The 21,898-nt window shown below is 74.4% G+C and carries 18 protein-coding genes; 11 read left to right on the plus strand and 7 right to left on the minus strand.

What is annotated here, in order from left to right; translation table 11 throughout:
• Window positions 1–118: 118 nt before the first annotated feature.
• Both ACFYXV_RS06495 and ACFYXV_RS06500 read left to right on the plus strand, forming a co-directional pair.
• Window positions 119–2,311 (plus strand): DUF4139 domain-containing protein, encoded by a 2,193-nt coding sequence (locus tag ACFYXV_RS06495; RefSeq protein ID WP_389382168.1) that lies wholly within the window; start codon window positions 119–121, stop codon window positions 2,309–2,311.
• Window positions 2,312–2,318: 7 nt separating this feature from the next.
• On the plus strand, window positions 2,319–3,878 hold the full coding sequence (locus tag ACFYXV_RS06500) for a mucoidy inhibitor MuiA family protein (RefSeq protein ID WP_389382169.1): 1,560 nt from the start codon (window positions 2,319–2,321) through the stop codon (window positions 3,876–3,878).
• 108 nt (window positions 3,879–3,986) lie between these two features.
• Here ACFYXV_RS06500 and ACFYXV_RS06505 read toward each other — a convergent pair whose 3' ends face one another.
• On the minus strand, window positions 3,987–6,410 hold the full coding sequence (locus ACFYXV_RS06505; protein ID WP_385470552.1) for a SpoIIE family protein phosphatase: 2,424 nt from the start codon (window positions 6,408–6,410) through the stop codon (window positions 3,987–3,989).
• A 49-nt stretch (window positions 6,411–6,459) separates the two neighbouring features.
• Window positions 6,460–9,927, minus strand: a complete 3,468-nt coding sequence (locus ACFYXV_RS06510; RefSeq protein WP_389382170.1) for a HAMP domain-containing protein — start codon at window positions 9,925–9,927, stop codon at window positions 6,460–6,462.
• 183 nt (window positions 9,928–10,110) lie between these two features.
• Between ACFYXV_RS06510 and ACFYXV_RS06515 the strand changes: the two genes are divergently transcribed.
• The gene (locus ACFYXV_RS06515; RefSeq protein ID WP_389382459.1) at window positions 10,111–10,596 is read left to right on the plus strand and encodes an ATP-binding protein; all 486 of its coding nucleotides are present in this window, start codon (window positions 10,111–10,113) and stop codon (window positions 10,594–10,596) included.
• Here ACFYXV_RS06515 and ACFYXV_RS06520 read toward each other — a convergent pair.
• Window positions 10,591–10,938, minus strand: a complete 348-nt coding sequence (locus ACFYXV_RS06520; protein ID WP_385470556.1) for an STAS domain-containing protein — start codon at window positions 10,936–10,938, stop codon at window positions 10,591–10,593. The genes ACFYXV_RS06515 and ACFYXV_RS06520 overlap by 6 nt on opposite strands.
• Window positions 10,939–11,099: 161 nt before the next feature.
• Between ACFYXV_RS06520 and ACFYXV_RS06525 the strand changes: the two genes are divergently transcribed.
• The 5 genes from ACFYXV_RS06525 (at window position 11,100) to ACFYXV_RS06545 (ending at window position 14,081) form a co-directional block, all read left to right on the plus strand.
• Entirely contained in the window at window positions 11,100–12,035 is a 936-nt protein-coding gene (locus ACFYXV_RS06525; protein ID WP_385470558.1) for a SigB/SigF/SigG family RNA polymerase sigma factor, read from the plus strand.
• An 8-nt stretch (window positions 12,036–12,043) separates the two neighbouring features.
• Window positions 12,044–12,352: an STAS domain-containing protein gene (locus ACFYXV_RS06530; protein WP_389382171.1), complete on the plus strand. Its 309-nt coding sequence runs from the start codon at window positions 12,044–12,046 to the stop codon at window positions 12,350–12,352.
• Complete coding sequence (locus tag ACFYXV_RS06535; protein WP_389382172.1) at window positions 12,349–13,302, plus strand: anti-sigma factor RsbA family regulatory protein; 954 nt, start codon at window positions 12,349–12,351, stop codon at window positions 13,300–13,302. The genes ACFYXV_RS06530 and ACFYXV_RS06535 overlap by 4 nt, the downstream gene beginning before the upstream one ends.
• A 121-nt stretch (window positions 13,303–13,423) precedes the next feature.
• Window positions 13,424–13,888: an ATP-binding protein gene (locus tag ACFYXV_RS06540; protein ID WP_385470564.1), complete on the plus strand. Its 465-nt coding sequence runs from the start codon at window positions 13,424–13,426 to the stop codon at window positions 13,886–13,888.
• A 70-nt stretch (window positions 13,889–13,958) separates the two neighbouring features.
• Complete coding sequence (locus ACFYXV_RS06545) at window positions 13,959–14,081, plus strand: hypothetical protein (protein WP_260145957.1); 123 nt, start codon at window positions 13,959–13,961, stop codon at window positions 14,079–14,081.
• Between the two features lie 149 nt (window positions 14,082–14,230).
• Here the strand turns inward: ACFYXV_RS06545 and ACFYXV_RS06550 are convergent, their stop codons facing one another.
• Together ACFYXV_RS06550 and ACFYXV_RS06555 are read right to left on the minus strand one after the other, a co-directional pair.
• Window positions 14,231–15,295, minus strand: coding sequence for a mechanosensitive ion channel family protein (locus ACFYXV_RS06550; RefSeq protein ID WP_389382173.1), 1,065 nt, complete (start codon window positions 15,293–15,295; stop codon window positions 14,231–14,233).
• 106 nt (window positions 15,296–15,401) lie between these two features.
• On the minus strand, window positions 15,402–15,956 hold the full coding sequence (locus ACFYXV_RS06555; protein ID WP_389382175.1) for a hemerythrin domain-containing protein: 555 nt from the start codon (window positions 15,954–15,956) through the stop codon (window positions 15,402–15,404).
• A 208-nt stretch (window positions 15,957–16,164) separates the two neighbouring features.
• On the opposite strand from ACFYXV_RS06555, the gene ACFYXV_RS06560 reads away from it, so the two are divergent.
• The 3 genes from ACFYXV_RS06560 to ACFYXV_RS06570 all read left to right on the plus strand — a co-directional run bounded on the left by ACFYXV_RS06560 (window position 16,165) and on the right by ACFYXV_RS06570 (window position 18,180).
• A complete protein-coding gene (locus ACFYXV_RS06560) occupies window positions 16,165–16,614 on the plus strand; it encodes an SRPBCC family protein (protein WP_389382176.1) in 450 nt (149 codons plus the stop codon).
• Window positions 16,615–16,619: 5 nt separating this feature from the next.
• On the plus strand, window positions 16,620–17,444 hold the full coding sequence (locus ACFYXV_RS06565) for a DUF1206 domain-containing protein (protein WP_385470573.1): 825 nt from the start codon (window positions 16,620–16,622) through the stop codon (window positions 17,442–17,444).
• Between the two features lie 127 nt (window positions 17,445–17,571).
• A complete protein-coding gene (locus ACFYXV_RS06570; RefSeq protein ID WP_385470575.1) occupies window positions 17,572–18,180 on the plus strand; it encodes a LuxR C-terminal-related transcriptional regulator in 609 nt (202 codons plus the stop codon).
• 15 nt (window positions 18,181–18,195) lie between these two features.
• On the opposite strand, the gene ACFYXV_RS06575 is transcribed toward ACFYXV_RS06570, so the two are convergent.
• Window positions 18,196–19,977, minus strand: coding sequence for an ATP-binding cassette domain-containing protein (locus ACFYXV_RS06575; RefSeq protein ID WP_385470577.1), 1,782 nt, complete (start codon window positions 19,975–19,977; stop codon window positions 18,196–18,198).
• On the minus strand, window positions 19,974–21,833 hold the full coding sequence (locus tag ACFYXV_RS06580; protein ID WP_389382177.1) for an ABC transporter ATP-binding protein: 1,860 nt from the start codon (window positions 21,831–21,833) through the stop codon (window positions 19,974–19,976). The genes ACFYXV_RS06575 and ACFYXV_RS06580 overlap by 4 nt, the downstream gene beginning before the upstream one ends.
• Window positions 21,834–21,898 lie beyond the last annotated feature (65 nt).

Consider the following 21,898-nt stretch of genomic DNA (forward strand, 5'->3'; position numbering starts at 1 on the left):
ATTTGGCCGTCAGTATGTGAGGGCCCCGGACGGCCGTCAAGGGTTCCGGCGACGGGCACGCGGCCCGCGGGCGTAGGCTTCCCTGGGCACGGGCGCGACGGGGGCGGGGGCGGGGCATATGGCGAACGAGACGGCAAGGACCTGGGGTTCGACCCTCGATTCGGTCGTGGTGTACGCGCAGGGGGCGGTCTGCCGCCGTCTGGTGCGCGGCGGCATGCCGCCGGACGGCCGGGTGCGGGTGAGCGGATTGCCCCGTTCCCTGGACCCGGGCTCCCTGCGGGTCCGCGTTCTGAACGCCCCGGGCGTGCGCGTCACCGAGGCGCGGGTGGAGGTCGGGGCCGAGCCCCTCGGCTCGGGCGTACCCGACGCGTTGCACCGCGAGGTCGTGCGGCTGCGCGAGGAGTGCGGGGCGGCGCAGGGCGGCCGCGACCGGCAACTGGGCCTGATCGAGGAGGTCAGGGCCCTGCACCCGGTGCCGCCGGAGCGCAGGCGCGGGGACCCGCACCGCCGGACCCCCGTCGACGCGTGGCTGGAGCTCGCCGAGTTCGTGGACGCCCGGCTGGTACGGCTGCACGCGCGTCTCGCCGAACTGGAGGAGGCGCTGCGCCGCGTCGAGCACGAGCTCGCCGTCGCCGCGGACCGTCTCGCCCGCGCTTCCACCGACGCGCCGTCGGCGCACGTGGAGACCACGGTCTGCGCGGCACTGACCCTCGACCGCATCGCCGGCACGACGGAGGCGGAAGCCGAAGCGGCACCGGGATCGGAGGTGGAGCCGGAACTGGCGCTGGAACTGGAGCTGGAACTGGAGTACGCGGTGCCCGGCGCCGTCTGGGTTCCGGCCTACCGTCTCACCCACCGGCAGGGCGAGGGCGCCGGCCGGCTCCTCCTGCGCGCCTCGGTCGCCCAGCGCACCGGTGAGGACTGGACCGGCGTACGCGTCGCCCTGGCCACCGCGGACCTGCGGCGCCGCACCGACCTGCCGAAGCTGCGCTCACTGCGGATCGGACGCCGTCAGGCCGCGCCCGCGCCGTCCGGCTGGCGCGAGCCTCCGGCGGGGCTCGCCGACCTGTTCGCCGGCTACGAGGCGGCCGGGCCCCGGCCGGCCTCCCCGGCCGCCCCGGCCTCCGTGCCCGCCGCACGTCCGGCCGCCGGAGCCGGTTCCGCGCTCGCTTCTTCGGCACCTTCCGCGCCCGTGCCCGTGCCCGCGCCGGTTCCGGCACCGGCGCTGCCGCCGGCGCCCCAGGGTTACGGAGCTCCGCCGCCCTCGTTCCCGGCTCCGGGCGGCGCGGACGGCCTGCGGCCCCAGGCCTTCGGCTCCGCCGCCCCCACCCCGCCGAGCCGGTCACGGGCCGCGGGCCGGCCGGCCGGCGGCGGATCCTTCGCCGCGCCCGCCGCCGCCCCGATGGCAGCCGCCCCGATGGCCCCCGCAGCCCCCGGTGGGGCCCCGCCGCCGCCCCCGGCTCCGCCGGCCGGTCCGCCGCGCCCGAGCGGTGCCGAACTCGACTACGCCGCGCTCGTCCTGTCCGGCCCCGGCGAACGGGGCGGCCGCCAGGGCCGGCTGTTCCCGGACGCCTCCTTCGACCCGGGCGCGGCCGAACACCGGCGCCGCGCCGAGGCGGTGACCGCGCTGCCGCTGCCCGGGCACGCCGTGCGTCCCCGCGAGTCGGCGGGCTCCTTCGACCACCGCTTCGACGCCGCCGCCCGCGCCGACGTTCCCTCGGACGGCACCTGGCACACCGTCACCGTCGGCGAGATACCCGTCGGTCTGCGCACCGAGTACCTCTGCGTGCCGTCCGTGGAGCAGACCGTGTACGCGACGCTGGTGCTCTCCAACGCCACCGACCAGGCCCTGCTGGCCGGGCCGGTGGAGGTCACCGTCGACGACGAGTTCCTGCTGACCGCGGCCCTGCCCACGCTCGCCCCCGGCGGGGTCCGCCGGGTGGGACTCGGGCCGGCCGAGGGCATCGGGGTCACCCGCCGCACGAACCTGCGCGAGTCGACCGCCGGCCTGCGGGGCAACACCACCGTGCTCGACCACCGCGTCCACGTGGAGCTGGCCAACCGGCTCGCCGGGCCCGTCACCGTCGAGGTCCGCGAGCGGGTCCCGGTCACCACCGAGCCGGACGTCCGGATCGAGGAACGCGCCGACTGGACGGCGCCCGAGGAGGGCACGGGACCCGAGCACCACGCACCGGGCACCCGTGTCTGGCGGGTGGACCTGCCCGCCGGCGCCACCACCGCCCTCGACGGCGGCTACGAGATCCGCATCCCGGCCGGCAAGGGCCTGGTCGGCGGCAACCGCAGGAGCTGACACAGCCATGTCCACGGCCCCCACGCCGATAGCCCTCCCCGTCACCGCCGTGACCTGCCTGGAGGACAGGGCCCACGTCGAGCGCACCGCCGTTCTCGACCTCAGGGCCGGAGTCCAGCGGCTGCGTCTCGGGCCGGTCAGCGCACTGGCCGTCGACCGCACCCTCCATGCCGAGCTGGACGCCGGGCACGCGGCGACCGTGCTCGACGTACGGCTGGTCCGCACCTGGACCCCCGGCGGACCGCTCCCGTCCCCCGACGACTCCGCCCTGCGCCGCCGCGTACACGAACTCGAGGGCGAGCGGCACTCCGTGGAGCAGCGGCGCGAGCGGCTGCACGCCCGCCTCGGCGTGCTCGGCCGCCTCGCCGCCGATCTGCTGCGGGACATCGGCGAAGGGGCCGGCTGCGGAGAGGCCGACGGGCCCCGCTGGACCCGCGAACTGGACCGGGTGGACGGCGAGCGCGAGGAGTTCGGCCGGCAACTCCGGTCGGCCGAGGCCCGCTTGACGGCGCTCGACACCGAACTCGGCGAGGTCCGCCGGGCCGTGGCCCGCTCCGAGACGCCACCCGCCGAGCTGCTCGGCCATGTCGAGCTGACCGTGGACGCCGCGGCGGCCGGGCCGGGCCGGCTGCGCCTGACCCATCTCACCCCGTGCGCGCTGTGGCGGCCCGCCTACCGGGCCGTCCTCGACGGCGACTCCCTCACGCTGGAGACCGACGCGATGGTCTGGCAGCGCACCGGAGAGGACTGGTCCGGCGTACGGCTGACCCTGTCGACGGCCCGGTCGGCGCTGGCCACCGATCCGCCGCGGCTCGGCGAGGACCGGCTGACGCTGGGCGACCGCACCGCCGCCGAACGCCGGACGGTGGAAGTCGAGTTGCGCGAGGAGGCGATCGGGGACATCGGCCCGGCCCCGGTGCTCGGCCTGCCGGGGGTGGACGACGGCGGTGAGGCGCGGGTGCTGGGCGCCCCCGCACCGGTCTCCGTACCCGGTGACGGGCGTGCCCACCGGGTGCCGCTGTCCGCCTTCACCGCACCCGCGCGCAGTGAGTACGCCTGCTCGCCGGAGTTGTCCCCGCTGGTCACCCGGGTGGTGCGGTTCGGCAACGGCTCCGGCCACGCACTGCTCGCCGGGCCCGTGGACCTGGTCCGTACGGGCGGGTTCGGCGGTCGCGGCACGCTGGACTTCACCGCGCCCGGCGCCCCGGTCGTGCTGGCCTTCGGCAGCTGCGACGACCACAGCGTGGTCCGGGAGGCGGAGGAGTCCCGGACGACCGCCGGGATCACGCAGCGGACGGTGGTCACCCGTACGGTCCGCGTGCACCTGTCCCGGTTCTCCGCGCCGGCGGAAGAGGGCGAACGCCTGGTCGTCGTACGGGAGCGGATCCCGGTCCCGGAGGTCTCGGCGGTGGAGGTGCGCCTGCTCAAGGAGGCCTGCTCCCCCGGGCCCGACGCGGTCGACGCCGACGGCATCGCGCGCTGGGAGGTCGGGCTGCCGCCCGGCGGCCGCCGTACGGTCACCCTGGTCTACGAGCTGTCGGCGAGCGCCAAGGTCGCGGGGATCTGACGCAGCGCGCATGGTCAGGCGCATCGCCGGGCGCATCGCCGGTCGCATCGGCACGGGCAGGGGAGCCGGCCCGGATACGGGCAGGCCGCCCGGGCACGGCCCGTGCTCTCAGCCGACCTGGATCCCGATGACGCAGGTGTCGTCGTCGGTGTCGGAGCGGCTCTCGGCGAGCAGGCGGTCCAACCGGTGGTCCAGGTCACCGGCCCCGCTCGCCGCCGCGCCCACGAGGTGGGCCAGGGAGTCCTCCACGGAGGAGTCCCGCCTCTCCACCAGCCCGTCCGTGAACATCAGCAGGGTGTCGCCCGGTTCCAGCCGGACCTCCCGTTCGACGTACGTGACGTCGGGCAGCGCTCCGAGGAGCAGGCCCTCGATGAGCGGGAAGGCCTCGGGCTCGCCGCCGCGGACGAGCACGGGCGGCAGGTGCCCGGCGCGTGCCCAGCGCATCACCCGGGTACGGGGGTCGAAGAGCCCGCAGACGGCGGTGGCCGTCACGTGCTTGGCCAGGTGGTGGGTGACCGTGTTGAGCCACGACAGCAGTTGGGCGGGGCCCGCCCCGGTCACGGCCAGGCCGCGCAGGGCATTGCGCAGGACGACCATCCCGGTGGCGGCCTCGATGCCGTGTCCGGCGACGTCTCCCACGGAGAGCATGATCAGCCCGGAGGGCAGGACCACGGTGTCGTACCAGTCGCCGCCGACGAGCGACTCGGACTCCGCGGGCCGGTAGCGGACGGCCACGCGCAGGCCCGGGGCTTCGACGGCGGGCGGGGTGGGAGGCATGATGGCGTGCTGGAGCTGGAGGGCGAGGCGGTTGCGTTCGGCGGACTCGGCCGCCGTGTGGGCGAGCTGGTCCCGGGTCGCCGCCAGGGCGACCTCGGTCCAGTGCTGGGCGGAGATGTCCTGGTAGGCGCCGCGTACGGCGTGCAGGTGCTGGTCGGCGTCGAGGACGGGCTCGGCGACGACGCGGATGTGCCGGGTGATCCCGTCGGGCCTGCGCAGGCGCAGGTCCACGGAGGCGGGTCGGCGGTAGCGCAGTACGGCCCGCAGGAAGCGGCCCAGGGCCTCGGAGTCGTCGGGGTGGGCGTAGCCGGGCAGTTCCCGCAGCGGTACGGGCGGTGCGCCGGCCGGCAGGCCGTGCAGCGCGTACAGCTGGGCGTTCCAGGTGATCTCTCCGGTGACGAGGTTCTCCTCGAAACCTCCGATCCGGCCCAGGCGCTGGGCGTGCTGGAGGAGGTCGGCCAGTCGTGCGGTCTCGTCCTCGATCCGCCAGATCAGCAGGACGGCGGCGCCGTGCCGGCTGACGCTGATGTCCGCGACCGAGGTCAGGGGGATCTGGTCGACGAGCGCGGTCAGGCTCATGCGTTCGGCCCTGAAGGGTTCACCGGTGGCGTGCACGCGCTCGATGATGTCGAACAGCCCGTTCTCGCCCGCGGCCATGGGATAGGCCTCCAGCAGCAGGGCGCCGTTCACGTCGGCGCGCCGGCGTCCTGCGGGGTCGACGAAACGGCTGCTGGCGTGGCGGATGCGGAAGTCGGCCAGCCGTCCCCCGGGGTCGAGCACGGGGGTGAGGATGACGGCGGGGTCGTGCAGTCCCTCGGCGAGGTCGGTCAGCTCCGAGACGTCCGGGAGCACCGTTTCGGGGAGGTCGGGATCGCCCGGGGGCGAGGAGTCCATGGCGCGGGCGCAGAGTTCGGCGAGGGCCTCGATCTGGCGCTCGATCCGCGGGGGCTGCGGCGCGAGGGGCCCGGGCCAGCAGATCTCGAGGACGCCGTGGATCCGGCCGCCCGTGCCGGCCGGTACGGCCATCCGTCCGCCGTCGGGCCAGTGCAGGTGCGCGATCGAGGGCAGGCCTTCGCGTTGCAGGCGGTCGAGGGTGACCAGGCGGCGCTCGCGCAGCGCGAGGCGGGCGACGGTGGCGACGCCCGGGGGGACGTGGCGCCAGCGCGCGGCCTCGCCGGGCGGGAAGCCGGCGTACCCGGCGAGGGCCAGCGAGCCGTCGGGCGCCGCCGTCCACATGGCCACGGCGATCGCGCCCAGGGGTTTGAGGGCGTTGGTCAGGAGGGATTCGGCCATGGCCTGGGTGTCGTCGGCGGCGGCCAGCATCCCGCTCTCGGCGGTGCGCAGCCGGACCGCCACCCTGGTGGACGGCTCGGCCGGGCCGAGGGTGGCGGTGCGCTCGACGAACTCGGCGGCGACCTCGCTGACGTGGTCGCGGGCGGCCTGGTTGACGATGTCCGCGGCGATGTCGAGCGTGGCGAGCCCGGTCTCGCGCGACAGTTCGTCCAGTTGTCGCGCCGCCGCGGCCGGGGTGCAGCTCAGCTGCCCGATGAGGATGCCCTTGGCCAGTTCGACCAGGGCCCTGCCGTCCGCGGCCGCCTGCGCCGCCCGCACCTCGCCGCGCAGGCGTTCCACGGTGGCGACGAGGCGTCCCAGAGGTGTCGGGGCCTGGTGCGGGATCGTCGGGCGGCAAGGGTCCGCGGTGAGCGCCTCCGGTGCCCGCGCATCGCCGTGCCACTGTGTGTCGGGGGTGCTCACGGTGTTTCCGGCTCCTTGCTGGGACGGTCCCCGGTCTGCGGCGCGGCGGTCATCTCGTGAGCCAGTGCCGGACGCGGGCGATGAGGTCGTCGGCGTCGACCGGCTTGGTGACGTAGTCGCTGGCCCCCGCGGCGAGGCTCTTCTCCCGGTCGCCGGGCATCGCCTTGGCGGTGACCGCGATGATGGGGAGGCCGGTGTGGGCCGGCATCCGCCGGATCTCGGCGGTGGCCGCGTACCCGTCCAGTTCCGGCATCATCACGTCCATCAGGATGAGGTCGACGCCCTCGTTGCGGGTGAGGGTTTCGATGCCCTTGCGTCCGTCCTCCGCGTGGAGCACCCGGATGCCGTGCAGTTCGAGCACGCCGCTGAGGGCGTACAGGTTGCGCGCGTCGTCGTCGACGACGAGGACGGTGCGCCCGGCCAGGCCGTCGTCGAGCACGTGGGCGGGGGTGTGGGTTCCCTCGGCGCCCGAGTGGACGAAGGGCAGTACGTCCCCCGGCTGGTCCGCGCTCAGGTGCAGCACGATGCGTTCGCGGAGCTCGTCCAGGCTGGACAGCAGCTCCAGGCGGCGCGACGCGGCCCGTTCCCGCAGCGCCGTCTCCTGGCCGGTGTTCAGGCGGGGGTTGTTGTGCGCGAGGACGGGGAGGGAGGCGAGCGCGGGGTCTCCGTCGAGGGCGTCGAGGAAGCGCAGGGCCTCGCCGTCGGGCATGTCGAGTTCGAGGACGACGCAGTGGAAGGAGTCCGCCGCGAGGGCGGCCGCGGCCTCCCGCGAGCTGGTGACGCCGACGACCTGGATGCCCCCGGGCTCCCCGGCCGGCCGGTGGCGGGGGGCGAAGTCCCGGTCGGCGCTCTCGGCGACGAGGGACAGCAGGCCGCCCTGGCGTTCCTCGATGACCAGCAGGCGGCGGGACTGCCGCTGCGCGGGGACGGCCGGCGCGGGCGCGTGACCCGCAGCGGCGGCTCCGGCCGCTCCGTGCGGGGCGGGCGACGGCACCTCGGGCAGCGGGTCCTTCTCGTACTCCGCCCAGCTGACCGGCAGGTAGAGGGTGAAGGTGCTGCCCTGTCCCGGGGTGCTCTCCGCGGTGACGGCGCCGCCGAGCAGCTGGGCGATCTCGCGGCTGATGGAGAGGCCGAGGCCGGTGCCTCCGTACTTGCGGCTGGTGGTGCCGTCGGCCTGCTGGAAGGCGCCGAAGACGGATGCCAGCTGCCGCTCGGGGATGCCGATGCCCGTGTCCCGCACCCGGAAGGCCACCACGGGCCCGCGGCCGGGCACTCCGGCGGGGACCTCGGTCGCCGCGGCCGGTTCGATCCGGAGTTCGACGCCGCCTCGCTCGGTGAACTTCACGGCGTTGGACAGCAGGTTGCGCAGGACCTGGCGCAGCCGCGAGTCGTCGGTGTGCAGGGCGTGCGGCGCGTCGGGCGCGGTGGTGACGGTGAAGTCGAGGCTCTTCTGCGTGGTCATCGGCCGGAAGGTGGCGTCGACGTACTCCAGCAGTTGCGGCAGGGACACCGCCTCGGGGTTGATGTCCATCTTTCCGGCCTCGACCTTCGACAGGTCGAGGATGTCGTTGATCAGCTGGAGCAGGTCGGACCCGGCCGAGTGGATGACGCCCGCGTACTCGACCTGCTTCGGGCTGAGGTTGCGGGTGGGGTTCTGGGCGAGCAGCTGGGCGAGGATCAGGAGGCTGTTGAGCGGGGTGCGCAGCTCGTGGCTCATGTTGGCGAGGAACTCGGACTTGTACTTGGAGGCCAGCGACAACTGCTGTGCCCTGTCCTCCAGTTCCTGCCGCGCCTGCTCGATCTCCAGGTTCTTGGCCTCGATGTCGCGGTTCTGGCTGGCGAGGAGGGCCGCCTTCTCCTCCAGCTCCGCGTTGGAGCGCTGGAGTTCCTCCTGCTGTACCTGGAGCTCGGCGGAACGCGCCTGCAGTTCGCCGGTCAGCCGCTGGGACTCGCCGAGGAGCTCGTCGGTGCGGGCGTTGGCGACGATCGTGTTGACGTTGACGCCGATGGTCTCCAGCAGCTGGCCGAGGAAGTCCCGGTGTACGGGGGTGAAGGCGGTGAAGGAGGCCAGCTCGATCACGCCGAGGACCTGGTCGTCCACCACGATAGGCAGGATGATCAGGCTGCCCGGGGTGGTGCGGCCCAGCCCCGAGGAGATGACGTAGTCGCCGGGTACCTGGTCCGTGGCGATGATGCGGTGGCTGCGCGCGGCCTGTCCGACCAGGGACTCGCCGAGGGCGAAGCGGATGCCCTCGCCGGTGCCGGCGGGGCGGCCGTAGGAGCCGACCAGGGTGAGCACGGTGCCGGCGGGGCCGTCCTCGGCGAGGTAGAAGGCGCCGTACTGGGCGGCGACGAGCGGTGTCAGCTCGTCCATGACGAGCGCGGCGACGACGGACAGGTCGCGGTGGCCCTGCATCAGGCCGGAGATCCGGGCCAGGTTGGACTTGAGCCAGTCCTGTTCCTGGTTGGCCCGGGTGGTCTCGCGCAGCGAGCCGACCATCGAGTTGATGTTGTCCTTGAGTTCGGCGACCTCGCCGGAGGCGTCGACGGTGATCGAGCGGGTCAGGTCGCCCTCGGCGACCGCGCTGGCGACCTCGGCGATGGCCCGCACCTGGCGGGTGAGGTTCCCGGCCAGTTCGTTGACGTTCTGGGTCAGGCGCTTCCAGGTGCCGGAGACGCCCTCCACCTCGGCCTGGCCGCCGAGACGGCCCTCACTGCCCACCTCGCGGGCGACGCGCGTGACCTCGGCGGCGAAGGCGGAGAGCTGGTCGACCATCGTGTTGATGGTCTCCTTCAGCTCCAGGATCTCCCCGCGCGCGTCCACCCGGATCTTCTGCGTCAGGTCTCCCTGTGCCACCGCGGTGGTGACCTGGGCGATCGAACGGACCTGTGCGGTCAGGTTGTCGGCCATGACGTTGACCGACTCCGTGAGGTCCTTCCACGTACCGGAGACGCCCTTGACGTCCGCCTGGCCGCCGAGACGGCCCTCGGTGCCCACCTCGCGGGCCACCCGGGTGACCTCCCCGGCGAAGGCGGACAGCTGGTCGACCATCGTGTTGATGGTCTCCTTCAGCTCCAGGATCTCCCCGCGCGCGGTGACGGTGATCTTCTGCGAGAGGTCGCCCTCGGCCACGGCGGTCGCGACCTGGGCGATCGAGCGCACCTGGTCGGTGAGGTTTCCGGCCATGAAGTTGACCGAATCCGTGAGGTCCAGCCAGGCACCGCCGACTCCGGGTACGTCGGCCTGGCCGCCCAGGGTCCCCTCGGTCCCCACCTCTCGGGCCACGCGCGTCACCTCGGAGGTGACCAGCGACAGCTGGTCCGCCATCCCGTTGAAGACCGTGGCGATCTCACCGAGCAGTCCGTCCGAGGTATCGGGGAGCCGGGTACGGAAATCCCCGTCCCGTACGGCGGTCAGGCCGGCCAGCAGCCTGCGCAGCTCCGCTTCGCCGATCCCCGTCCCGTCCGAGTGACCCGGCGAACCGCTCAGTGACTCCGGGCCCGTCCGCTCAGCCATCCGTCAACCCCTCGCCAAACGACCGGTCGACGAAGGTTAACGCCGACCGGAAGGACCTTATGGCACGACGGATCACTGTGAAGCAGCGCTTCCGCACACTGCCGGGATACCGCGGGTGCCGGGGCGGTTGGCGGGTAGACGAATCGGTGACGAAGGACACGAAGGACGAAAGGGGTGAGTGCGGTGTCGGTCAAGGCCGTGGGCTGGGCACGCTCGTTTCCGGTGTCGAGGGGAGTACGGGCGGCGCGGCAGTGGACCGCCGGGCACCTGGCCTCGCTGCCATGGGACGACTCGGCCGCGGACACGGTGCACTCCGTCCTCCTCAGCGTCTCCGAACTCGTCACCAACACCCACCTGCACGCCGCCGGAACCGCCCACCTCGTGCTCACGTGGGACGGCCGCTGCCTCCATGTCAGCGTCGCCGACTCCGACCCGCGGCTGCCCGCCGCGCGGCCGGCCGACGCCGAAGCCGATGCGGGCGCCACCTCCGGGCGGGGGCTGGGGATCGTCACCACCCTGGCGGACTCGTGGGACATCCACGCGTGCCACGGCGGCAAGGCGATCACGGCCTGTTTCCGCCCCTACGGCGGGGCCGACCCCCACACCGGCGCGGCGGCGGACCCTGACGGGGGCATGAACGGGGGCATGGACGGGCCGATCCCGTCATGACCCGCCGAGCGCGTCCTCGACGCTGGGGTACACGGACAGCACCGTATCGGCGCCCGTCAGGGCGAAGAGCCGGCTCAGCTGCTCCGCGGGTGCGGCGATCCGCAGGGAGGTCAGATGGTGCACCCGCAGCAACAGGTTGAGGAAGGACGAATCGCCGAAGGTGACGGCGGACGCGTCCAGCACCACCAGCGGGTGCCGGTCCGCGGCGGCGGCGAGGGCCTCCTCCAGGGGGGCCAGCGTGTCCTGGTCGAGCTCCCCGCGCGCGGCCACCACCCAGCCGGCCCCGGCCGGGTAGCCTTCCCCGACCACGCCTTCGCGGTGCGAGTCTCCTGCTCCGGTCATGTCCGCCTCCCCGGATCGTCACGTATGCGGCCTCCGCAAGGGAGTATGCCTTCCCCTGGATCGTACGGAATCAGAAAGTTTTCGCGCCGGGCGGGTAAGAACGAAAAGTCGGGGCATGAGCGCCCGGGCAGCCGTCAGTCAATCGGGAGGGAACGGCCACCATGTCTCGCTCGGCCACCGCCGTAAGCCCCATTCGTTCATCAGACGTGCAGTTCACGCCCTCTGTACCCGCCGACGGGATCGCGGGAGCCCCACAGCGGGACGTGGCGCTGCCCGAGGTGAGGAATCCCCGGGAGATGGCGCCGGGCGACGCACGCGAGCTCTCGCGGCTGTTCTTCGGGAGGCTCCGCTCCCTGGAGGAGGGCACGCGCGAGTACCAGTACGCCCGCAACACCCTGATCGAGATGAACCTCTCCCTCGTGCAGTTCGCCGCGCGGCGCTTCCGCGCCCGGGTGCTGGGCGGGGGCCTGGACATCGAGGACATCATCCAGGTGGGCACCATCGGCCTCATCAAGGCCATCGACCGCTACGACCCCGAGCGCGAGGTCGAGTTCTCCACGCTCGCCCTCCCGTACATCACGGGTGAGATCAAGCGCTACTTCCGCGACACGACCTGGGCCGTGCACGTACCGCGCCGGCTCCAGGAACTGCGCACGGAGCTCGCCAAGGCCCAGGAGGCCCTGACCGACGTCCTGGGGCGGGCCCCCACGGTCAAGGAGGTCGCCCAGCACCTCGAACTGACCGAGGAGGAGGTCATCGACGGGCTGGTCGCCGCGAACGGCTACACCAGCGGCTCGCTGGACACCGCCGGCGCCGACGGCGACGAGGCCGCGAGCTCGACGGGCCGGACGACCCGGCCGCTGGCGGACCGTCTGGGCGAGGTCGACCCGGCCATGGAGCTCTTCGAGGACTTCCACACCCTCGCCCCGCTGCTGGAGCAGCTGGACGAGCGCGACCGGCTGATCCTGCGGCTGCGCTTCGGCCAGGAGAAGACGCAGGCCGAGATCGGCGCCGAGCTGGGCATCTCGCAGATGCAGGTCTCGCGCCTGCTGTCACGGACGCTGGCCAGCCTGCGCGCCGGAATGCTCTCGGTCTAGGCAGCGCCATGCCGCTCACCGCCCGGCCGCTGGGTGACCGTCCCGGCACCCTGCTGCAGGGCAGCTGCGACTTCGACACGCGGCCGGTCCTGTCCGCGGCGCTCGGCGTCGTCACCCGGACCCCCGGCCCGGTCGTCCATATCGACCTGTCCGGCGTGGCCTTCCTCGACGCCGACGCCGTCGGCGCCCTCGTGCGGGCGAACGCCACCGTCACGGGACAGGGGCGCCGTCTGGTGCTCCACCATCCGCCGTACTCGCTCCGCAAGGTAGTGGAGATGTTCCCGGACGAATGTGCCGCGCTGGAGGTCGCAGCATGATGAACGACCTTTCCGCGCCCGTCTCTCCCGGGGACTTCGTCCACCCCGCCCTCTTCTACCGGGACCAGGCGGAGTACCTGGCGGGAGTGGGCGGGTTCGTACGGTCCGCCCTCGCGGCCGGCGAACCGGTGCTCGTGGCCGTGCCGGGCACGCGGCTGGACACCCTGCGCGAGAGCCTCGACGTCGGCCCCGCCGAGGTCACCTGGGCGGACATGACGCGGCTCGGCCGCAATCCCGGCCGCATCCTGGCCGCCCTCCAGGACTTCGCGGGCCGGCAGGAGGGCCGGCCCGCCCGGATCGTGGGCGAGCCGATCTGGCCCGGCCGCTCGGCCGCCGAGGTGCTGGAGGCCACGCGTCACGAGGCGCTCATCAACACCGCCTTCGCGGGCCGGCGGGCGACCGTCCTGTGCCCGTACGACGTCCTGGGCCTGCCCGCCGCGGTGGTGTCCGATGCCAGGCGCACCCATCCCACGGTCATAGCGGAGGGAAAGGACCTCCTCAGCCCGGAGTACGCGGACGCCCCGGCGCTCCGCGCCGACTGGGACGGCCCGCTGCCCGAACCCGGCGGGGCCGTGCCCCGCTTCGCCTACACCTTCGGGGAGCTGGGCGGGGTACGGGCCCACACCGAGGCCTGGGCCCTGGGCACGGCCCTGGGCGCGGCCCGGCGCGGTGATCTGGTCCTCGCGGTCAGCGAGGCCGCGGCGAACTCCCTCGCCCACGGTGGCGGAAGCGGCTCGCTGCGGCTGTGGCGGACCGGCGGCGGCGGGGTCGTCGCCGAGGTCCGCGACGCCGGCCACTTGACCGACCCGCTGGCGGGGCGCCGCCGCCCCTCCCTGGCATCGGTCGACGGAGGCCGCGGCCTGTGGATGATCCACCAGCTGTGCGACCTGGTCGAGATCCGCTCCTCGCAGAGCGGCCTCACTCTGAGGATGCACATGGCATGTTCTTGAGACCGGCGGTTCCCCTAAACTGGCACGGGCCTGCCCGGGGGACCGGGCAGGCGTCGATCGGGGCCACAAGGGTCCGGACGGGCAGAGAGACCAGCGTCAACGGTGGGGGTGAGGTAGCACAGTGGAAACCATCGGACCGGGAACCGGCGATCCGGTGCCCGCCGGGCCTTCCGCCGTGGTGCAGCGCCGGCGCCTCGCCCTGTCCGGCGTCCGCGGCCACGTGGCCAAGGGCCGCGACTTCACCCGCCAGGCTTTGCGGGACTGGGGCTGGGACGGCACCGAGACCTCCGAGGACGCCCTGCTCCTGGTGTCCGAGCTGTTGACCAACGCGTCCCTGCACGCGGGCGGCTGCGTCGAGCTCGTGGTCTGCGCCGGTGACGTCCTGCGGATCGAGGTCTTCGACGGCTCGACGACGCTCCCCCGCCGCCACCCGTCGCCGCAGCGCGGGCTGCCGGGCGGTCACGGCCTCTACATCGTGGAGCGCCTCTCCGATCGCTGGGGCACCCACACCCACGAGAGCGGCAAGGCCGTCTGGATCGAGATCGACGCGTCGCGGCTGACCTCGGGCAGGCCCACCGGCCGGTGACCCGGTCGGCCGCCGGCCCCGTGTTCCCGTACGGGGGCGTCGTTCCGGGAGACCGGGGCAAGCGCGCGGTATGACATCGAACGCGCTCACCTCCCTGGCCCTGACCCCGGCGCCCGGCCCCGCCTGGGTCCACCTGATCGTCATCGCCTTCGCCCTCCTGGTCCTCGTCCGCACCCTCGCCCGCCACCGGTAGGCCCCGCCTCCGGCAGGCCCCGCTTCCGGGCCGGCCGGGCGTCCACGGGGTGTGCGCGGAGCCTCGCTCCGGCTGCCGCACGCGGTGCCCGGCACGGCCGCCCTCGACCCGAACCGTTCCCTCGGCTTCCGTGCGGTCGTCACGGTCTCCTACGGTCGAGGGGTACGCCCCGCCCCGCCCTCCGGCGACGGCGCCAGGAGCAGGCGGGGCAGGGCGCCCGGGTGCTTCTCCGAGAGCCAGGCGACCAGTTGTTCGCGTACGGCGCAGCGCACCGTCCACAGGTCGTCGGCGTCCTTGGCCGTGACGATCGCGCGGACGACCATGGTGGAGGGGGTCGTCTCCGTGACGGCCACGTCCCAGCCCCGGCCGTCCCACTGCGGGCAGTGGTGCAGGATCTCGTGCACCTTGTCGCGTATGAGGTCCACGGGCGCACTGTGGTCGCAGTGGAGGAAGACGGTGCCGGTCATCTGGACGCCGCCGCGGGACCAGTTCTCGAACGGGCGGGTGGTGAAGTACGAGACCGGCATCGTGAGGCGGCGCTCGTCCCAGGTCCGTACGGCGAGGAAGGTGAGGGTGATCTCCTCCACCACTCCCCACTCGCCGGCGACCACGACGGTGTCGCCGATGCGCACCATGTCGCCGAAGGCGATCTGGAACCCCGCGAACAGGTTTCCGAGGGTGGACTGGGCGGCGACGCCGGCCACGATGCCGATGATGCCGGCGGAGGCGAGCACGGACGTGCCGAGCGCGCGGAAGCTGGGGAAGGTCAGGAGCATCGCCGCGGCCGCGACGACGGCGACGACGGCGGTCAGGACCCGCGTGATCAGGGTGACCTGGGTACGGACCCGGCGGAGCCTGGCGGGGTCACGGGTGCCGGCCGCGTAGCGCGCGTAGCCGGACTCCACGGCGGCCGAGGCCACGACCACGGTCAGCCAGGCGCCGGCGCCGATCAGCGCGAGCGACAGGACCCGGCCGACGGCCGCCTCGTGCTCCCGCAGCGGCCGCCAGGCGGTCTGCCGGTAGGCCCCCCTGAGCAGGGCGGCGAACAGCACGATCTGCAGGGCCCGGCGGCAGCGGCGCAGCGAGTTCCACAGGGGCGTTTCCGGGTGGCGCGCGTCGGCTCGGCGCAGCACCAGGTCGGCGGCCCACCCGGCCGCGGCGGTGAGGAGGACCGAGCCTCCCAGGACGATCAGCAAACGCAGGGCGTGGTTCATGTCTCCTCGACGGGTGTAGGCGGCATGGATTCCCCGCGCATGCCCGGACGAGGAGGGGCGACACACGAAACCCGACCGCCGGCCCCGTTCGTCCGATGGCCGCGGCCTAGTGTCCGCGGCCGCTGAGGAAGTCCCGTGCGCGGTCGACCAGGCCCGTGCCGGCGGACAGCAGCCGGTGGTGCGGCTGTGACGGGAGGGCGCCGGGGTGGGGGCGGGTCGGCGCGAACCTCTTGGCCCGGCGCACCCGGTCACCGAGCGTCTCCAGGGCCTCCTGTGAGCACGCCTGGCGCAGCCGGGGGAACAGGTTCTGCTCCTCGTCGTGGACGTGGGCGGTGACCTCGGCCTTCAGTACGGCGATGAGCCGGTCGAACTCGGTGCCCGCCGCGTCCAGTCCCTCCAGGTCCTTCAGCAGCTTCTCGACGCGCGCGTGGTCGGCGAGCTCCTTGTCCGCGATGAGGTCGCCGTCCGGGAAGTGCTCCCGGATCGCCGGGTAGAGGTGCTCCTCCTCCGCCACCGAGTGGCGGACCAGTTCGATGGTGAGCTGCTCGGCCGCCTTCTGCCGTTCGCCCGCCGGGACGGTGTGCTCGATCCGGTCGAACAGCCCGTCCACCTCGCGGTGGTCGACGGTCAGTTCGGCGATGACGTCCCCTGCGCGTCCCATGCTGTCGCTCCTTCCCGATCGGTCGACCGGCGGGGCCGCCGGTCGCTCCCCGCGTACCCGCGATCACGCGGCGCTAACGGGAGGACGGGCGGGCCGCGGCGGTCGGCGCATGGCCCGACCGGGGGCGGGTAGCCGGGCGCTGAACGGTCCGGAGGCGGCGACCGGCACCCCGCGGTGCCGGCCCGCCGATGCCAGGGAAGGGGTACATGTGTCACACGTCGAGGAGTACGTCGAGGTCAACGTCCCGGTGCGAACCGCTTACAACCAGTGGACGCAGTTCGAGGACTTCCCCCTCTTCATGGAAGGGGTCGACCGCATCCACCAGCGCACGGACACGCTGACCCACTGGGTCACGAACGTCAACGGCGTGCAGCGCGAGTTCGACGCGCAGATCACCGAGCAGCTCCCCGACCGGCGCGTCGCGTGGATGACGGTGGACGGTGAGGCGCGCCAGGCGGGCCTGGTCACTTTCCAGCCGATCGACGCGACCACCACCAAGGTCGTCCTGCACATGAACTGGGTGCCCGACGGCCTGGCCGAGACGGCCGCGGACAAGCTGGGCTTCGTCAAACGCCAGGTGGCAGGCGATCTGCAGCGGTTCAAGCTGTTCATCGAGTCGCGCGGAATCGAGACGGGCGCGTGGCGGGGCGAGGTCTGACCGCCATGAGACGCGGGGGTGCGGGCAAGGGGGTCGCGGCGGCGGCGCGCGGCGGCGGGTTCCGCGAGGTCACGGCCCGCTGCGGTCTGCTGGCGCGCGGGGTGCTGTACGCGCTGATCGGGCTGCTGGCCCTGCGCGTGGCCTTCGGTGACGCCGGGGGCGAGGAGGCCGACCGCGAGGGCGCCCTCCGGGAGCTGGTCGGCAAGCCGTTCGGCGGCGTCCTGGTCTGGGCCGTCGGCGGAGGCCTCGTCTGCATGATGCTGTGGCGACTGTCGGAGTCGGTGTTCGGGGCGGCGGGGCCGGACGGCGGCAAGCCGCTGAAACGGCTCGCCTCGGCCGGCCGCACGGTGTTCTACGCCGCGGCCGCCTTCTCCGTCCTGTCGTTCGCGGCGGGCGGCGGCTCGGGCTCCGGGGACCAGAAGTCCCGCGATGTGACGGCCAGGGCCCTGGAGCTGCCCGCCGGCCAGTGGCTGACGGGTGCGGCGGGCCTCGGGATCGCCGTCGCGGGCGTGGTCATCGCGGTGCAGGCGGCGCGGCGCACCTTCCGCAAGCACCTCGCGATGGGCGGGGTGCCCGGCTGGGGGCGGACGGGAGTCGACGTCCTCGGGGTGGGCGGCGGCCTGGCCCGGGGCGCCGTGTTCGCGGCGGCCGGCTCCTTCGTCGTGTACGCCGCGGTGCGCTACGACCCGGGGCGGGCGAAGGGCGTCGACGACACCCTGAGGTCGTTCGCGGGGACCTCGGCGGGGCCCTGGCTCCTGGTCGCGGTCGCCGTCGGGCTGATGCTCTTCGGAGCGTTCTCCTGGGCGATGGCCCGATGGCGCGAGGTCTGACACGGAGACCGTGGCATCTCGGCCAACTTGCCCGTACGCCCCTGCACGCCCCCCGCAGTGACGTTCCATCAGCCCTGAATGGGGGCACCCGTGGTGCCGTTGGTACGTCTACCGAGGAGCGCACACGATGACGAAGGTCCTCGTCCTGCACAGCGTCAGCCTGGTCAGGTCGGCACTGGCCGCCCTTCTGAGATCCGAAGGGCCGTTCGACGTCACCTCGGCCGGCTGGCGGGCCGCGGCGCGCCAGGCCGAATCCTTACGACCAGACGTGACGGTCGTCGACCTCGACTGTCCGGGTACGACGGCCGTCTTCTCCGCCGACAAGCGCGCGGACCACCAGGCCCTCGCGCCCCCGTCGCCGGTCCTGGTGCTCGCCTCCGCCGGCGCGCCCGGGCTGCTGCACCGCGCGTTCCGCGCTGAGGCGCGCGGCTACGTGGACAAGGACGGCTCGCCGGGGCGGCTCGTACGGGCGGTCCGGAAGGTCGCCGCGGGAGAACGGTTCATCGACGCCTCGCTGGCCTCCGCGTTCATGGAGGCCGACCCCGTGCCGCTGAGCCCGCGCGAGCTGAGCGTGCTGACCCGGGCCGCGGAGGGCGATTCGATCGCCGAGATAGCCCGTACGCTCCACCTGGCGAGCGGTACGGTACGCAACTACATGGCCGCGGCGACCCGCAAGACCGGGGCGCGCAATCTCATCGACGCGATCCGGATATCCCGCCGGGCCGGCTGGGTCTGATCCGGGCGGACGGCGCTACTCCGCGGACGGCCCCTGGGTCCATCTCCCCACCAGATCGCGGTACAAGGCCGACCTGGCGGGGAGTTCCTCATGGGTGCCGCAGACGGCGCGGGTCCCGTCGAGGACGAGGACCCGGTCGGCGCGGACCGCGGAGGAGACGCGGTGGGCCACGACGACGAGGGTGCCGCCGCGCTCCGCGAGGGCCCTTTCGGCACGCTCCTCGGCGGCCGGGTCCAGGTGGCAGGTGGCCTCGTCGAGCAGCAGCAGGGGGGCGGGCGAGAGGTAGGCGGCGGCGAGCGCGAGCTGCTGGCTCTCGCCCCGGGACAGCAGCCGGGGGGACACTTCGCCGTCCAGGCCGCCCAGCCGTGCCACCAGATCCTCCAGCCCGAGGGCGCGGACGGCGCGCCGCACGTCGGCGTCGCCGGGTCCGGGGGCGCCCGGGGCCGCGGCGAGATGGGTCAGGTTCTCCCGTACCGTGCCGGTGAACACGTAGGCCTGCTGCGGCAGCAGGGTCCGCCGGTGGTCGGGCCCGGCGGCGCCCTCCCCCGTCTCCCGGCGGGCGGCCGCTCCGGCGACGAGGACCGATCCCGCGTCGGGTGACAGCATTCCGGCGAGCAGGGCGGTGAGCGTGGACTTGCCGATTCCGCTCGGTCCGACCACCGCGAGGTGCTCCCCGGGGCGCACCACCAGGTCGAGGTCGTCGAGTACGGGCGCCGCGCCGGGGCCGTAGGCGAAGGTGACGCCCCGGAGCTCGGCCGCGGCGCCGGTCCGGGAGGGTCCCGGCGGGGGCCGGTCCGGCTTCACCGGGCCGTGGCCGGCCCGGTCCGCCACCAGCGGGGCGCTGAAGCGTTCGAGGACCACGAGCAGCCGGGTCCCGGCGGAACCCATCGCGGTCATCAGGGAGTTGAGGGCGGGCAGCAGGGACTGCACCAGGTAGGTGAGCCCGCCGGCCAGCGTACCGGCGGTGATCCCGCGGCCCAGCAGCCAGGGTGTCGCCGCGAGGAGTGCGATCACCGGCAGCCGGCCCGCCGTGCCCAGGGCCAGGGTGCGCAGCGCCGCCCAGCCCGCCAGGGTGCGCGCCAGCCGCTCCTGGGCGGCGATCAGGGGCTCGATCCGGGCCCCCGCGGGAGCTTGTCCCCCGCAGGCGGCGATGTCGCGCAGGCCCTCGGCGAGCGTGCCCACCCGGTCGGCCAGCTCCTCGTCGGTGTCCAGGGACCTGCGCTGTACGGCGGCCAGGGGGCGCAGCGTGGCCAGGAAGGCGGCCACGCCCAGCAGCAGGGGCGGCAGCACGACCAGCAGCAGCACGGGGGCGAGTGCGGCCATCCCGAGGACGGCGCCCACCGCGGTGAACACGAACGAACGTGCCGTCAGGACCAGCCCCGCGAAGGAGTCCCGGGCCATTTCCGTCTGCTGGGTCAGCCGGGACACGGCGCCCGTGTCGCCGGCGCCCGCCGGGTCGGCGACCGCCCGGTCCAGGGCCTGCCGCACCGCCCGCCGGACCAGGCCGTCCCGCAGCGGCTCCACCAGGTCCGCGAGCCCGGCGAACACGCCGCGCAGCGCGAACCCGCCGAGCAGCGCCCCGGCTCCGGCCGCGGCCAGCCAGCCGAGACCCGCGGCGGTGCGGCCGGCGAGAAAGCCGTCGTCGAGGGCCCGGGCCACGCCGTAGCCGCCGAGGAAGGTGTGCGCGGACTCCAGGAGGGACCACCCGGCCAGCCGTCCGAGGGCCCTCCTGTGTCCGCGCAGGAACCGCCTGCCCTCGGGGGCCACCCGGCCCCGGGCCGCCCCTCCCCCGGTCATCGCGCCGCCTCCCGCTCCGTGCCCTGGTCCGTGTCCCGCTCCGTGCCCTGGCCCGTGTCCTGGTTCGTGTCCCGCTCCGGGCCTCGCTCCGTCCCCGGTTCACCGTCCTGTTTCGCGGCGCCGGCGGCGAACACGGCCCGGTAGGCGGGCTCGTGCCGCCACAGCTCGGCGTGGGGTCCGGTCGCCCGTACCCGCCCGCCCTCCAGCCATACGACGAGATCGGCCCGGACGGCGGACGAGAGGCGGTGCGCGACCACGATCCGGGTGCCGGGACGGATCTCGCGGGCGAGGGCCCGCTCCACCTCCCGGGCCGTGACGGTGTCGAGGCTGGAGGTCGCGTCGTCAAGGACGAGGAGCCGGCCCGCGTGGGCGAATGCCCGCGCCAGTCCGAGGCGTTGGACCTCACCGCCCGACATCGGGGCGTCGGCGAGGCGGGTGCCGTACCCGTGGGGCAGGCGCTGCACGAAGGGATCGGCTCCCGCGGCGCGGGCGGCGGCGCGCACCTCTCGCGGACCGGGATCCGGACCGGCCCCGAAGGCGATCGCCCCGCCGAGCGTGTCCCCGAGCAGCACCGGCCGGTCGAAGGCGTACCCGACCTCGCGGCGCAGCGCCTCGGCGGTCAGTTCCGGCAGGGGCACCCCGTCCAGCAGCACCCGGCCCGCGTCGGGGTCGGTGAGCCTCCCGGCCACGGCGGCGAACAGGGTCTTGCCCGCCCCCGAGCGGCCCACCACGGCCACGGTGGCGCCTCCGGGGATCACCAGGCTGATGTCGTGCAGGACCGTCGCACCACCGCGCACGACCCGGACGCCGCGCAGTTCCAGGGTGCCCGGACCGCCTTCCGGCAGCCGCGCCCGGCCGTGGCCGAATACGGGCAGGGCCAGCAGGGCGGCGGTCCGCCGGGCCGCGGACCGCCCCCGGACCACGGCCGCGAGTCCGCCGGTGACGGCGCCGATGCCGGCCGCGAGGCCCGCGTACCGTACGGCGGCGAGGAGTTCGCCGACCCCGATGGCCCCGGCCGACAGGCGGATGCCGCCGACGGCCAGGACCGCGTACAGGAGCAGCGGCATGAGGGCCGCCGAGCGCGCCGTGGTGCCGCCGTAGACCTGCCACATCCTGCGGCCCTCGCTGCCCAGCTCGGGCAACCGGGCGAGGATCCGGGCGCGTTCGCGTTCCGCGGTGCCGGCGGCGGCGATCGTGCGGGCCCCGGCCAGCGCCTCGGTCAGCCGGCCGGCGGTCTCCAGCTGGACCTGCTGGTAGCGGGCGATGCTGGTGTGGGTGTCGCGGGCGAAGGTACGCAGCAGGAGCACCAGGAACGGAACGCCGGCGAGGAAGGCGAGCGCCGTCCACGGGTCGATCAGGAAGAGGGCGGTGACCGCGCCGAGCGGCGGCAGCAGTGCGGCGGCGGCGTGTGCGACGGCGGCCGGGACCCTGCCGGCCTCGGTGGCGTGCGCGGTCAGCCGCGCGGCGGTCTCACCGGGTGCGTGGCGGGCCGCGTGGTGCGGGGCCGTCCGCAGCAGCCTGGCGAGGGCGAGCCTGCGCAGGCGGGCGGTGGAGCGGCCGTCGACCTCGCCGCTCAGCCGGGCGGCGGCCGCGTCCAGCACCACCTCGGCCGCGATGACCGCGGCGCACAGCAGGGTCCAGGCGGGCCCCGGGGCGGCGCGGCGCAGCAGCAGGTCGAGGGTGTGGCCGAGGACGGCGGGTTCGGCGAGCGCCGCCGCGGCGGCCCCCAGCGTGCATCCGAGTACGGCGGCGGTGCGGCCGGCGCTGTGGCGGGCCGCCGCCACGAGAGCCCGGTCGGCGCTGCGTTCCACGGCCGCCGTCCGCGCCGTACCGGCCTCCGCGTCGGGGGGGCTCATCGGCGGATGCCTCCAGTGACGGGGTACGGGCTGCGGGCCCGGGCGGTGAACCGCCCGGGCCCGAG

Origin of the sequence: Streptomyces sp. NPDC002181 (genome assembly GCF_042890485.1) — a bacterium.
GTDB lineage: Bacteria > Actinomycetota > Actinomycetes > Streptomycetales > Streptomycetaceae > Streptomyces.

Coding starts and splice junctions, on each gene's coding strand:
- ACFYXV_RS06535 (WP_389382172.1), top strand. CDS start 12,349: ATGATGAACGACCTTTCCGCGCCCGTCTCTCCCGGGGACTTCGTCCAC.
- ACFYXV_RS06500 (WP_389382169.1), top strand. CDS start 2,319: ATGTCCACGGCCCCCACGCCGATAGCCCTCCCCGTCACCGCCGTGACC.
- ACFYXV_RS06575 (WP_385470577.1), bottom strand. CDS start 19,977: ATGACCGGGGGAGGGGCGGCCCGGGGCCGGGTGGCCCCCGAGGGCAGG.
- ACFYXV_RS06510 (WP_389382170.1), bottom strand. CDS start 9,927: ATGGCTGAGCGGACGGGCCCGGAGTCACTGAGCGGTTCGCCGGGTCAC.
- ACFYXV_RS06555 (WP_389382175.1), bottom strand. CDS start 15,956: ATGGGACGCGCAGGGGACGTCATCGCCGAACTGACCGTCGACCACCGC.
- ACFYXV_RS06525 (WP_385470558.1), top strand. CDS start 11,100: ATGTCTCGCTCGGCCACCGCCGTAAGCCCCATTCGTTCATCAGACGTG.
- ACFYXV_RS06550 (WP_389382173.1), bottom strand. CDS start 15,295: ATGAACCACGCCCTGCGTTTGCTGATCGTCCTGGGAGGCTCGGTCCTC.
- ACFYXV_RS06530 (WP_389382171.1), top strand. CDS start 12,044: ATGCCGCTCACCGCCCGGCCGCTGGGTGACCGTCCCGGCACCCTGCTG.
- ACFYXV_RS06520 (WP_385470556.1), bottom strand. CDS start 10,938: ATGACCGGAGCAGGAGACTCGCACCGCGAAGGCGTGGTCGGGGAAGGC.
- ACFYXV_RS06570 (WP_385470575.1), top strand. CDS start 17,572: ATGACGAAGGTCCTCGTCCTGCACAGCGTCAGCCTGGTCAGGTCGGCA.
- ACFYXV_RS06565 (WP_385470573.1), top strand. CDS start 16,620: ATGAGACGCGGGGGTGCGGGCAAGGGGGTCGCGGCGGCGGCGCGCGGC.
- ACFYXV_RS06545 (WP_260145957.1), top strand. CDS start 13,959: ATGACATCGAACGCGCTCACCTCCCTGGCCCTGACCCCGGCGCCCGGC.
- ACFYXV_RS06580 (WP_389382177.1), bottom strand. CDS start 21,833: ATGAGCCCCCCCGACGCGGAGGCCGGTACGGCGCGGACGGCGGCCGTG.
- ACFYXV_RS06495 (WP_389382168.1), top strand. CDS start 119: ATGGCGAACGAGACGGCAAGGACCTGGGGTTCGACCCTCGATTCGGTC.